The sequence below is a fragment of the Kosakonia sp. S42 genome (assembly GCF_016624785.1).
Classification (GTDB): domain Bacteria; phylum Pseudomonadota; class Gammaproteobacteria; order Enterobacterales; family Enterobacteriaceae; genus Kosakonia; species Kosakonia cowanii.
This window is the reverse complement of record NZ_JACVTW010000053.1, coordinates 1-13,405: the sequence shown is the minus strand read 5'-3', so window position 1 is coordinate 13,405 and position 13,405 is coordinate 1. Positions and strand designations below refer to the sequence as shown.

Below are 13,405 nucleotides of genomic sequence, written 5' to 3'. Positions count from 1 at the left end.
CGGATTGAACTGCCGCTGGAGCCTGTCGGGTGTCACGATGCTGGCTTCGCCGATTGCTTGTTTATCTGTGACACTTCGCGTTTCTTGAGTATATTTCTGATAATCTGTTTTTCCGGCCTCAAGTAGATATGTTCAACCTCCTGCATTACTATAGTGAAACCCTAGATCGTCATATCTGCAACCTCAAAAGCAAATTCAAATGATACTCCCAAGCATTTCTCTGTAATGAGTTTTCCGTTACCATATACGCCATCAGTACAACATCCTCATAAATTAACAGAATAGGTATGATTTCTACTCCCAACGAGGTTATTTGTACCAAGTACGGAGCATAACACAGTGCACATATCCACCGTCCGGATACATATGATGATATACTTATTTTCTGCTAATGACCGGTGGATCCCAGTCATCGAGTACGATGATCACGTCGTAAAAATACTCACTAATATTTTCTAATCCGCTTGCCTGCATTTATCGATAACGAAAGTTAAGAATTGGTTGTTATTGATCCGGGATAGGAAATTATTTCTACATCGACAGAGACTCTCCGTAAAATATTATAGATAATGACAATTTCAACTTCTTCAAAATGTTCTGAAATCAATAATGCAGCTTCCATATTTCCCCCTTAATAGCTGATTAGTCCGGACCGGCTGCAAAAATATACACAATCGCTGTTTTAGGTACAGGAGGATTTCCCCTGACAAGGTTCTTTCGCACATATACCCGGCTTGGTGTGTTCTGATGAAAATCCGAGCTCCATGGACTTATTATCGCCAGCCCGGATATTTATTAGAATTACAAACAGATAGTTCGTCGAAATGCTTTCATTGCGGATGGTGGCTCAGTTAATTTATTGCACGGCAATAATGCTACTTTCATAGTATTATTCTCTTCATTCAGAAGTAATAACGCATCCCTACACGGAGTCGGTACGCCTCCCGGTGCTGTGCATTCCACCGATCAAGCCAGGAGGCTTCCACATAAGGTTTCCAGTGCTCGGTAAGGGTATAAGTTAGTTTGTTATTCAGTTCCCAGTTATGATCCTTATCGTTATGACTGTGGTAATCATTGATATGAATATAATAATCCGGTTCAAAGGTGTATGCCCAGGTGTTATTGAATTTATAATTCCAGTACATCACAAACTGATGTGTACTGTCCGTGTCCTGTTTTCCATTCAGATCAGGTGTATCATAATTTTTGTTGTTGTAGCGATAACGAAAAGTTACATTAAAGTCCGATGTAAATTTATAATTAAAATCGGTATACGGTGATACTGTGGAACCACTGGTACTGTCTGTTATAACCAGAGCAGGTGAAACAGTAAAATATGTCGTGGGTTTAAACAGCGGATACCAGCTTTCCAGCTCATTATAACTGTGCTTAAGTTGATCATATTTACCAAAATTATAAGAGTTTGTTAGCATAATGCCGGCGCCATTCTCAAAATTATAGACGCCCCTGAGGACAAACTCATGCTGGCGTGAAGCCGTATTGTAAGCTTCACGCCCTTCAATCCACGGGCCTGCAGCGAATGAATGTGCAGAGTAAATTGCCATTGAAGCTATAGCAATCCGAGAGACGTTTTTCATTATGTTATCCTGTCAATTTATCAATAATAGATATGAGGCTGTTTTCTGACTACACCTGTTCCCCTCCGTTGATTTAATGTACGCAGATAACAGGTTTCAAAATAACAGTTTGTTAAAAAACCAGTAAATTATACTTCATGCTATGAACAGTTAAATTTTTTTCATGAGGCACTTTACTGCCCACAGCGATATTGTGATAGCTATCGTACCAGACGGCGTAATATTTATCCTTGTTCAGCACGGCATATTACACCGAAAAACCAGCATAATAAGGATCAATAACCGACTCAGTTGTGCGTATGTCATCATCATGTTGTTTCATCTTTTCCTTTCTGTTTAAGGTGTTGTCCTCCTCTTCCCGGTGTGTGGAGCAATAGAAAATTACCAGTAAAGTTTCCAGATCTGGGTCATACGCACCAGCGCCTCTACGTAAAAATAATTCCCCAGCTACGGCACTCATCCCCCCTTTATCACTGAAATGGTGGTACATCGAATGCTTAAGCAGGCCGTTGGTCGGCTCGTAAGACATAATGGCATCGCCCACTACTGATAACGCTCGCGATCCGGGTCGGTACTGGTAAGTGCTTGATCAGCTCTAGCAGGCCGCAATCGCCGCAGAGGAAGAGTTGCGCAGCGCGTCCGTTCCCACCAGCGCCAGATCCCAGTGAGACACCGCATCTTCCGGCAAGCGATTCAAAAAGTAGTCCGCCAGCAATTTTGGCAGGGCCACCATCTCTTTATCGCCGGTATAAATGAAGCTCAGCAGGAAACCGTAATCCCCTAGGCCTATCCGCGTGACTAGCAAAAGTTATCGGCGTAGCCTTGCTGAGTGTTACCGTAGCGCGGCTCGCCGGTCTGCACATCCATACAGTAGGTATGGAAGGTCGAAGCATCTTCCCGGATCAGACAGGTCGCTGCCTGCCGGACATGGGTCTGTGCCACCTGTGCAAAATGTGGGTCACCGGTTTGCTCGCTCGCCCAGTACAGCGGCGGCAGGTTCATATTGCAATCGATGATAATCCGCCCGGCCTGCTGCGGATCCTTAAGATCGCCACACGCCTGAATGATCTGCGCCTTCGCGTGAAAACGTTCAAGCAGTTCCTCGGTGGTTTGGGGGAAAGCAGTTACCCGTTAAGCGCCAGGCAGCAACGCAGGAGAGCGTATAAACAAAGCCGAGGTCGTGCGGGTTGGTATCGCTTCGTCCCGCAGTACGTAAGCCAAAAGAGCGTACAATTTTTTCCACCATCGCGTGGAACGCCGCGTCACCGCTCGTTTCCCACGCCAGCCACAGTTGTCCGGTCCAGAAACTGATGGTCCACTCAACGTTATCGGTCAGCGGGTAATAGCCCTTCTCGCAGGTCAATTCCGTTAAATGACGGCGAATCAGCTCAAGGGTGTGTTTACGTGCGCTGTCTAGTTCATCTGAAAACGCCTGCCGATTAAACGGTGCGCCTGGACATTCACGTAACGGCTCTTCAACGATTTTACTTAACATATTTTGGTTCCTATTTTACTGGCAGCCATGGACGGGAATTAACGTGAAAGATTATTTCCGACAATATCTGAAGTGGAATGATCTCGCCATTTACTATGGCAAGCGGAAAGTGTAATGGCAGAGAGGGCTGTAAAGGCCAGCGCAATAGATCCCATAATGATGTAGGTGTGTTCAAAGCCAATGCGGTCATATAACAATCCCGCCGGAGAAGAGACAACCACATTGCCGACATACAACATGGCCTGATAACCCAATAAATACATGGTAGCATTAACGCGTTTATCGAAGTGCTCAGCGATATATTTAAATACCGACACCAGCAGCAGACAGATTTCCAGACCATAGAGCGGTTTTAAGATGGAAATCAATAAATGCGATTCACACAAGCCGGAAATAATCAGGCGGGCACCGACAAAGGTGCCGACGAGTAATAAGCCACGTTTGGCACCGATGAAATTCACAAACAGCGGGATGGCCATATACATCACAAATTCCATGCCCGACTGTACCGTACCCAGATAACCGAATACGGCGTTGCCCTGATGGATATCTGGAAAAAAGGTAACGAAATAGCGAGAGAACTGCTGCTCGGCGATAAACATCATCCATGCTACACCCGCGACATACAGGCAGAAAGCCCAGAATTTCCGGTTACACAACAGGGAATACATGTCTGCAGGAGCAATTTTATTTTTTGCCAGCACTTCACTGGCATGAACCGTCTGCGTGTTTACTTTCAGGCTCAGCAGCACGCAGAACATGATGACAGATGCCAAGCTTCCCATGATGAAGTTCCAAGCCGGAGAGATGTTAAACAGCAGCCCGGAAAAAGAGGATGCCACCGCCCAACCGAGTGATCCCCACATGCGGATCTGCCCGAACTCCATGCCGTTTAATCGGCTGTAGCGGTCGCTGTACGATTCGCAAGCACCCACCCCGGCATACCAAGCAAAACTTAAATAAATCGCGCCAACGATAATCCCCAACATAGTGTTGGAAATTAATAACGGCTGATAAACGTAGATAAAGAACGGCGCCATTAATGCCGACATTAACACGACAAAATAGAGCAAATATTTTCTCATACCTGTTTTATCCAGGATGTAACCATATATCGGTTTAAGAATAACTGAAAATACGCCATTAAAGGCAAAAACGGTACCGATAATCGTGCCACTCAGGTTAGCTTTTTGCCCCAGCCAGATGGCGAGTAAACCAATACTTGCCGACCAAGTAAAGAAATAAAGAAAGATAAAACAACTGATTTTATAATATTCAGTACGGGTATTTATGGTTGACTTTTCCATACTATCCTCGACAAAGCAGGTAGAGTTCAGCAGTGCTGAATGTAATTTAAAATATTGCTTTTGAGTATTAAAGCGCCGTTCGATAGCCTCGCGATCCCACGGCATCCCCGCGCGTTTGAAGTCCAGTTGCACCAGAATGGTGAAGTAATTCCAGTTGCTGTCTGGCATCTGCGCGTCGCTGATTTGATTAAGCCAGCGATGCAGATCGTCGCGCTCCAGGGCAGAGAAGCTGGACTGACATTTATTCTTCGGCAGCGCGAGCCCGAGTCCCCAGGCCGCCATCTCGGCAAGGCGCTGATAGTAAGGCCAGGTGTCGCCCCAGTAGCCGGTGCTTTGCGGATCGGTGCCTAGCTTCAGCGTCGTGATGTATTTTTCACTCAGCGGCAGCGCTTCACCGCCCGCCAGCAGAGTAAAATCCCCAACACCGCCCGGTATAATCCCTCTATTTCAGCTGTGTCTGTGCAGTAACGCGCACAGGTTTCGCCCAGCAAGAATCCCGAACGCTCCGCCGGAAACTGCTTATCCAGCGCGCTCAGCATCGTCTTAAGTGCTGTCGCTACGTGAAGATAATGATATTGATTTTTCCCTTCAGCCATCTGCATCAGTTCACCCTCCGGTAAGTGGCTAAAGAATAGTGAATCAATAAAGTAGTGAAATGTTACCCAGGTCACACTGGCGAATTTTCTGCGAATCAGTAATTGAGGAAATTTAAAATGGTGGTTTATAACAGCAAGTAACAGGACCAAAATTGAGAACGGTTGCACTATGGCTGAGCCCTGATATGCGAAATGTCTGGAATTAATCCCGCTAAACGACGCTATCGTGGGCTCTGTTGCAAAGTTTTCCGATGGTGTGAAGTACGCCGCAGTCAGTGATCAGGTGATATGAATTCCGAATTGTCTTTCGATCAGGCGCACCTTTCCCATGATGCCGCCGCCATATTGCTAAAATCGGGCCTGCCCTTTGCGTAAAGCACGCATGACCTCGAAACCCTTGATCGTGGCATAGGCTGTTTCCAGGGATTTGAAGCCCCGTGCTGGCCTGATCAACTGCCTGAGCTTGTTATGGTCGGCCTCGATGACGTTGTTGAGATATTTAACTTGGCGGTGGGCCGTTTCCTTTGGCAGCTTCCCTTCCTTCTTCAGCGCCGCGATCGTCAGGCCATAGGCCGGCGCCTTGTCGGTATTGATCGTCCGCGGCTGTTGCCTGGCCTTGAGGCCACTGAGCGCCTTGCCCATAAAACGCTTGGTCACCTTGGCGTTGCGGGTGGGCGAAAGATAGAAATCAATCGTATCACCATCCTTGCCGACGGCCCGGTAAAGATAAGTCCAGCAACCCTTGACCTTGGTCTCATCAACTTGCCAGCTGAGCCAAATCGACGTGCGTTTCAAGTACCAGCACAGGCGCCTTTCCATCCCAGGCGCATACCCAGCGATAGTTCGTGAAATGATCCACGCTGGTGCCGCGCCCGTCCAGCATGGTTTCCAGATCCCGGAGCCGATCCAGTAGCGACAATACCATCGCATCGCCCACAGGATCACCCCTCCTCCAAAATGCCGACCCTTGAAATCGCTAATCCCGCAGCCCCTACGCCATTCATTTCCCGAAGCCTCCGGCATATAACCGCCAACTTTGTAACAGAGCCGAAAATCACGCTAAATGGAGTAGTGACTGAGTAGTTGCGATAACTGCCAACCAAAACAGAGAGCTATCCTCCACTCTGCCCCCCGTTTACTTAATGAGATCGTCTCAGAAAAGTCCCAGATCTCTGACTTCAGCATAATTTAGGGGTTCTACGCCGGAACCACTGAAATTTCCGGCTTGCGATTGCGTTAATGTGCAGAAAGTAACAATGTTGTCCTTCCTTCTTTCCAATTAGACTGAATTCTTTAACACGTCTGCACTTGCATCTATAAGCGTTGATGCCCGGTGCTCAGAGTGCTTTGATAAATAACGGGCAACCACATCAAAGTCCAGAGAATATCCAGCCATCTGGGCAAATCGCCAGCACCGTAAAACCAGACATTATGGTTATAATCCTAACGCCCCATTCTCCTGATACCCGTACCCTGTGAAGATTCATTTCGTGTGAATCAAGATATTCTCATGGTTCAGTTGCCCTCCCATAAAACCTGAATAGCGAAATGCCCGGCTAACTCTTCGGAGACAAGAGGCTCACCCAGATAAAAGCCATATCCCGGACCACTCCATCTTGCCGCATGATGGAGTTCATGAGCAAACATACGCTCAATAGAGTACGCATCGTTTTTGCAGAATGCATTGTTTTCAGGATCGACAGTTATATAGACAACGCCAGCTTCATGACAAAACCGGCATGCCCTTTTTCAGGGATAACAAACTTCCCGGCTTTAACCACCCCTCCAGTGAAGGAAGCGGCATCAGTCTTTTGGCTTTTACGTAGGTATTGCCCAGGGTGGTCTGAAGCCATTCATCTGATCAATTTTGATAAATACATTTATTCACTTACAATCCATAGCATTCTCTGTAATCACTTGTAGTGATTACAGAGAATGCTATGGACCATTTATTATGGTTACTACTTATACTTGTTAAGAAAAGTTAAATTTTCTCTCAATAACATCCCAACTCAGAAGTGACAGCGGGAGGTTAATGAGATGGTCCCCACCATCCTGTGAGTGGTACGCTGACAGGGTGTTTCTTTATGGAGAAGACCATCATGCAAAACGTCACGCTTATTGGTATCGATCTCGGTAAACATTCTTTCCACATTCATTGTCAGGATAAATCAGGCAAGGCATTACTGCGCAAAAAGCTTACCCGCACCAGACTCATCGAGTTTCTGGCTACATGCACACCGACACCGTTGTGATGGAAGCCTGCGCCGGGGCCCATTTTATGGCTCGTCGAATCGCTGATTTAGGCCATGAAGCAAAATTGATTTCTCCGCAGTCCGTTCGCCCTTTTGTTAAGAGCAATAAGAACGATTTTGTCGATGCTGAAGCCATCTGCGAAGCTGCATCTCGTCCGTTCATGCGATTTGTAGTCAGAGATAAAGTCAAAACGACTAATCAGATGCATGCTTTCTTACTGGAATTTCGCATCAGTATGCCGATCGGAGCTGCAGTGATAAAACGGCTCTCAACAGTCCTTGAAGAGAACGAACTTCCTCCCTATCTGGCACAGTTGCTGATGCGCTTACATGCTCATTATCTTTATCTTGTCGAACAGATCACCGAGCCTGAGACGGCGCTGGAACAAGAGCTGAGTCGTGATGAAACAGGGCAACGTCTTCAGACAATACCCGGAATTGGGCCGATAACCGCCAGCGTCTTATCTCACAACTGGGCGACGGTAAACAATATGGCTGTAGCCGGGATTTTGCTGCCTCAACCGGTCTGGTACCCCGGCAGTACAGCACGGGCGGAAAAAATACGCTTTCAGGGATAAGTAAATGCGGAGATAAAAACCTGCGACGCTTACTGTTTCACTGCGCCAGGGTGTTTATCCGGAGAATCGGGCATCAGTCAGGAAGCCTGGCTGAATGGGTAAAAGCTCAGCTTGAGCGAAAACGCTCGAATATAGTGGACTGTGCCCTGGCTAACAAAATGGCCCGAATAGCGTGGGCAATAACGACCCGGTAAACCGTGTTCGGAAGGTAACGGTTACGCAGTTTATTGGCGGGTTAAACGTTAACAAAAGTAGTTCCCAATCTGGTTTTGCGAAGACTGATTATTGATGACATGAACGGCAAACCGGCCTGATAGAAAGTTTACGTAAAAAATGGCTCACTGAAGCCGTGAGGTTTTTTAAGTCTTATCAGGCGCGGAACTCATCGTGGCGCGGGCATCCTTGCCCATAGTGACGCCGGATAGATTTAAGCAAGCCCATCATTAATCAAAAATCAGTGTTGCAGAAATGATGGAGACCATAGATTTTTTCAAGTTCATCAAGGCGTATAAACAACCTAGTTGTGTCTTCTTGCCTTGCAGCATTTTTACACTTACGCAGTCAATCTGAAAGCCGAAACGGAGGCAAGAAGTTGAGTTGCTTGATCGTGAAGACTGTTAGCCGCAGATGCAGACTCCTCAACCAGCGCAGCATTGTTTTGTGTCACACTATCCATCTGGGTTACCGCAATGCCAACCTGTCCAATAGCTCGAGCCTGCTCATCACCTGCCGCCGTGATGTCCGCCACTGTGGTAGTCAGTTGTTGCACCGCAGACTCAATCTGTTTCATTGCACCGGCAGCACGGCTGGCCAGATATTGCCCGCAGTTAACACTATCTGAATTTGCGGTTATCAGTTGACGAATTTCGCCGGCCGCTGTGGCACTGCGCTGAGCCAGAGTGCGAACCTCTCCAGCCACTACAGCAAATCCAAGCCCTTGCCCACCAGCTCGAGCGGCCTCTACTGCTGCATTAAGCGCTAAAATATTGGTCTGGAAGGCAATACTGTCAACCACTGCAGTGATTTCTGCGATACGATCCGAACTTTCGCCAATAGTCCGCATAGTCGCCGTGATTTCATCCATCAGATTGCTGGTCTGATGGGCCATATCACGGACACCAGTAGTAAGGCTGAATGCCTGCCCGGTGTTATCTGCGTTGTTTCTCACCGTCACAGTCAGCTCACTCATGGTGGCTGCTGTTTGCTCCAGCGCGCTGGCCTGCTCTTCCGTGCGCTGTGAAAGGTCAGTATTACCCTGCGCAATCTGCGCACTAGCCGATGCAACCGCTACGGCATTGTTCCGGACTGTGCTGACAGTCTGTATCAGCGCATCCTGCATATCCCGGATGGATGTCAGCAGCCTGCCCATTTCATCTCTGCCCTTGGTAACAACCACCATGCTGAGGTCACCTTCGGCGATGCGGTGGGCTGCATTCAGAACCATATTGAGAGGGTGGACAATACTGCGGGTTATACCCCATGTCAGGAAGATACTAAGTAGTATTACCAGAATAGTGATAACAACCATCAATTTTACGGCATTATTACGCTCCGCAGTTGCCTCCCGTGACACTATATCCATTCTGACATTCTGGCGTTGTATAAGGGCTTTCAGGCTAGTAGTATAATCCAGTTGTGTCATGTAACGATTACCGAAAAGCAACTTGCGACTCTCATCGTTTTTATTCTGCATTGAAAGAGCCATAACCTCGTCCATGAATGTAAAAAAAAGATTTTGCTTTTTTTCCATCTCCGCAAACATTTGCCTTCCTCGGTCTGTTGTGATAAGAGGAAGCATTTGTTGAGTGACTAACCCAGTACGTTGTTTTTCTTCATCATAACTTTGACGTATTTCTGACAATTGAGACGGGTCACTAATGATGATGGTATCGCGCACAAGTCGGCTCATGTCGGTGGCATAAAACAAAAGCAGGGCAGAGTCCTGTGATTGAGGATGAAGGCGGTCTGTTATGAGGCGCGTTGTTTCACCTGTGACAACGAGTCTGCTAATACCCACAACAACAAGAATGAGAGTGAGAAGCATCATGAGGAGAAAAGCCGCGCAAAGTCTTTTACCTATATTGATATTATTCATATGTATTTTGCACCAAATGAATGGCAAGCAGAGGAAAAAATATGAAAAAATGCTATTCACCTGCATTCTTCACGGATAGTTGAAACAATCGTCTTCTACTTATAAATAGCAGAGATATGACAGAAGTAATATCGGTATGAAGATAAAAAACTTTAATCTTCCGATCCAAATATAAGTCACATTATGAGCAATTTGCCAACGTAACTAGGCTGCGTCCTTTAATTGAATAATCTACTGTAAAACAGTCGGATGCAGCCCAGTTTCATTATTGCCAGATAATTCCTCGCTGTTTTGTCATAACGTTTGGCGATGCGACGGCATTCTTTCAGGCGACCAAAGCCCCCCTCAACAACATTGCGATTACGATAGATATCACGATAGAGTTGTGAACGTCCATTCCATGCCAGTTTTTCGAGAGCGTTAAAAATTCTGTGTCATTCCAGTAATATATCCTAAAAAGGAATGACACATGTCCCAACCCTTCGATTTCGACAAGGCACTCAAAGCGCTACGGTCCGGCCAGTCTCTGACCAGGAAGGATGGCATATTGACACCGTTAATCAATCAGTTAACCGAAGCGGCGCTGACCGCCGAACTCGGCTCCCATCTGGCTCAGGATGTTGAAGCCAATCGTAAAAATGGCTCTGGCAAAAAGACCATCAAAGTTTCGAACTGACCACGCCGCGCGACCGCAACGGCACTTTCGAACCGCAACTGGTGAAAAAGCACCAGACCACACTCTCAGACGAGATCGAGCAGAAGATTATTCGCCTGCGCGCGGGGCATGAGTTACGCCGATATCAGCCGGGAAATCGAAGACCTGTACGCCTTCAGCGTCTCCACCGCCACTATCAGCGCTGTTACGGATAAGGTTATTCCTGAACTTAAACAGTGGCAGCAACGCCTGCTGGAGCCGGCTTACCCCTTTGTCTGACTGGACGCTATTCACTACAAGATCCGCGAGGAAGGCCGCTACGTCAGCAAGGCGGTGTATACCGTGCTGGCTCTGAATCTTGAAGGGAAAAAGGAAGTACTGGGGCTTTATCTGTCTGAAAGTGAAGGCGCTAACTTCTGGTTGTCGGTATTAAGCGACCTTCAAAATCGGGGCGTAAAGGACATCCTGATTGCCTGCGTGGACGGTCTGACCGGTTTCCCGGAAGCGATAAACAGCATTTACCCGCAAACCGAAGACCAGTTGTGCATCATTCACCAGATCCGCAATTCCATCAAATACGTGGCGTCGAAGCACCATAAAGCCTTCATGGCCGACCTGAAGCCGGTTTACCGCGCGGTATCGAAGCAGCGGCGGAAACGGCGCTGGACGAGCTGGAAGCTCGCCGGGGCCAGCAGTATCCGATGGTTATCCAGTCGTGGCGTCGGAAATGAGACAATCTGTCGGCGTACTTTCGCTATCCGTCTGATACCCGTAAGATAATTTACACCACCAACACTATCGAATCAGTTCATCGCCAGTTCTGCAAGCTGGCGAAAACCAAAGGCGCGTTCCCGAACGAAAACAACCTGTTAAAGCTGCTTTATCTGGGGCTGATGAATGCGCGGGAGAAATGGACAATGCCGATCCATAACTGGAATTTGACATTGTCACAGTTAGCCATTTATTTTCACGGGCGGCTGAATAACGTAATTACGCTGTAATACTTTTACCGTGACACAGGATTCTGAACGTTCCCTTTAAAACCGGGAAATCAGGGTGACATTATCAATAAGGAAAAGCAAACCGCAGGCACCCTCAGTGCGATTCTGCGGCCTCCGGGCCAAAGGCAGCCCTTTCCATAATGTCAATAAACACTTCTAGTGTGTTCTTGGCTGACAGTGGTTTTATCACTCATGTTCAGTTATCCCTGCCTTGCAAATACGGGCTGGTAATACGCCCCGGCAATTGTTTGGGCTAACACTGATAATGATGTTGCGCTGATGCTCATCCTCGGGCCCATATCCCTAGACGACGAACGTGCTGCAACATCGGATAAGCAGTATACGCTTATTGTCATCCTAAACATACAAGGATGACGGCTAAGTGAACCCTTTTGGTCGCAGCGGCCGGGAAGGCACGGTGTAGTTGCTTTGATCGTGGGGAAACATGCTACGTGGCTAGGATAATTGAACAGGAAGAGGATGACACTGATTTTTATATACGACAGGAGGAGATTCACTTTGAATGGTTCATTCACTGATGAGGGGATCATGGGGTAACCAGCTTTTTGAAATTACAAGTCTTCTTAACCGATGAGTTTCAGGTCGGCTTCATGGTGCCGTTTTTGCTCATCATAGTAGTTCTCGTGCGTTCCCAGGCTCAAAAGATAGATCTCACATTTTTGGTCCAGCCAGGTGTAGCAGAGCAGGTATTGCTGCTTCCCCATGTAGAACTTATGTACCCACAGATAACTGAGATCACCTTTCTTGCGTTCACCTATCTCCGGGTTTGCGATGATGCGATCAATCTCACCATCCACGCTATCCTGGTCCCTTTTGTTCAGGCGGTTAAAAGCCTTCTCAAAGCGACTTGACTGGTAAATCTCAATTTCCTGACCTGCCTTTTCTGCGCACATATTTCTTCATTCTCCCGTTGTCCATTTCTGATTTCGCCAGCAGGATTTCGTTGATGAAAGAAAACGGCAGATCAGGGTTAGCCTCGGCAATGCGGCCAATCCTGGCCCAGTGCCCAATCTGCTTGGGCACGCTGCGGCTCATCGCGTCTGCGTGTGTTTTAACCTCTTCAACAAAATCATCATCTAAGCGGATGCTTGTTGCCATTTTAAACCTCATGATGTAGTCACCTGTGCCAGTTAAGGTATTGGGGTGGTTTCAATCGATACGTCACAACTGACGCACTACGCAGAAAGTTATGCGACAATCTGTCGCATAATGCAATCTAATAGGGCGCTGATGTTACTGACTCTTTCTGTCTTTCATTTACTCATAACAGGTAAATCAGCGGGTCTGGCCCGCAGGTTGCGTTCAGAAAAGAAAAGTGCGTATGGTCAAAACACGCTCATGCAGCCTTAAGTGCAAAAAAATTGGCGGCATCAAGTCATGTGTAAAAATGGCTTGATGGCTGGAAGCCTATGTGGAGGACGGATTTGTCTCTACCTAGTGCCGCTTCGTAGGACTGCTACCCTGTGGGCCAGGACCACATAAGGGCGTCGGGAGAGAAAGCCGGATCGCACTTGTTCGTGCTGAATTGCCAAGAAGCTGCGGGCTTGTTCTCTCATCATAATAGCCAAATCGGCCGCCGTCCTCCAGAACGAAGAACGCGCAGCTTCGGCCTGCGTGTTCAAGGGATGCCGCCAGCGGAAAATCACCTCGTCAGCTTGGCCTTAGCGGCACGCCGTTGCCGTAGTCGCTTTTCCTGAATACCCGATCCCCCGCCATAAACGCTTGGAGCATGTACGGATCAGGGGCGCCGCGTTGTATGAACCGGTCACATGGGTTACAGATCTGACCGGTCACATGGGTGACA

The 13,405-nt window shown here is 47.6% G+C and carries 7 protein-coding genes and 5 pseudogenes; 2 read left to right on the top strand and 10 right to left on the bottom strand.

What is annotated here, in order from left to right:
• Positions 1 to 902 precede the first annotated feature (902 nt).
• From IAE50_RS24780 to IAE50_RS26305, 6 genes and pseudogenes are all read right to left on the bottom strand, one after another.
• Positions 903 to 1,598, bottom strand: a complete 696-nt coding sequence (locus IAE50_RS24780; protein ID WP_200581594.1) for an oligogalacturonate-specific porin KdgM family protein — start codon at positions 1,596 to 1,598, stop codon at positions 903 to 905.
• Positions 1,599 to 1,979: 381 nt separating this feature from the next.
• A pseudogene (locus IAE50_RS24775) lies at positions 1,980 to 3,093 on the bottom strand (glucuronyl hydrolase).
• Between the two features lie 38 nt (positions 3,094 to 3,131).
• Positions 3,132 to 4,757, bottom strand: coding sequence for an oligosaccharide MFS transporter (locus IAE50_RS24770; protein WP_234467332.1), 1,626 nt, complete (start codon positions 4,755 to 4,757; stop codon positions 3,132 to 3,134).
• 20 nt (positions 4,758 to 4,777) lie between these two features.
• Positions 4,778 to 5,164 carry a hypothetical protein gene (locus IAE50_RS24765; protein WP_200581593.1) on the bottom strand — a complete coding sequence of 129 codons (387 nt, stop codon included), beginning with the start codon at positions 5,162 to 5,164 and terminating at the stop codon, positions 4,778 to 4,780.
• Positions 5,165 to 5,344: 180 nt separating this feature from the next.
• Positions 5,345 to 5,977: pseudogene (locus tag IAE50_RS24760) on the bottom strand (IS6 family transposase).
• A gap of 534 nt (positions 5,978 to 6,511) precedes the next feature.
• Positions 6,512 to 6,703, bottom strand: coding sequence for a DUF2268 domain-containing putative Zn-dependent protease (locus tag IAE50_RS26305; RefSeq protein WP_309228112.1), 192 nt, complete (start codon positions 6,701 to 6,703; stop codon positions 6,512 to 6,514).
• 395 nt (positions 6,704 to 7,098) lie between these two features.
• Between IAE50_RS26305 and IAE50_RS24750 the strand changes: the two are divergent.
• Positions 7,099 to 8,023, top strand: a pseudogene (locus IAE50_RS24750) (IS110 family transposase).
• Between the two features lie 359 nt (positions 8,024 to 8,382).
• On the opposite strand, the gene IAE50_RS24745 reads toward IAE50_RS24750, so the two are convergent.
• Both IAE50_RS24745 and IAE50_RS24740 read right to left on the bottom strand, forming a co-directional pair.
• On the bottom strand, positions 8,383 to 9,924 hold the full coding sequence (locus IAE50_RS24745) for a methyl-accepting chemotaxis protein (protein WP_200581592.1): 1,542 nt from the start codon (positions 9,922 to 9,924) through the stop codon (positions 8,383 to 8,385).
• 218 nt (positions 9,925 to 10,142) lie between these two features.
• Positions 10,143 to 10,337 (bottom strand): annotated as a pseudogene (locus IAE50_RS24740) (transposase); the annotation flags it as partial.
• Between the two features lie 56 nt (positions 10,338 to 10,393).
• Here IAE50_RS24740 and IAE50_RS24735 point away from each other — a divergent pair.
• Positions 10,394 to 11,580: pseudogene (locus IAE50_RS24735) on the top strand (IS256 family transposase).
• A 584-nt stretch (positions 11,581 to 12,164) separates the two neighbouring features.
• Here the strand turns inward: IAE50_RS24735 and IAE50_RS24730 are convergent.
• On the bottom strand, positions 12,165 to 12,494 hold the full coding sequence (locus tag IAE50_RS24730) for a type II toxin-antitoxin system RelE/ParE family toxin (RefSeq protein ID WP_200581591.1): 330 nt from the start codon (positions 12,492 to 12,494) through the stop codon (positions 12,165 to 12,167).
• Positions 12,463 to 12,699: a hypothetical protein gene (locus tag IAE50_RS24725; protein WP_200581590.1), complete on the bottom strand. Its 237-nt coding sequence runs from the start codon at positions 12,697 to 12,699 to the stop codon at positions 12,463 to 12,465. The genes IAE50_RS24730 and IAE50_RS24725 overlap by 32 nt, the downstream gene beginning before the upstream one ends.
• Between the last annotated feature and the right edge of the window lie 706 nt (positions 12,700 to 13,405).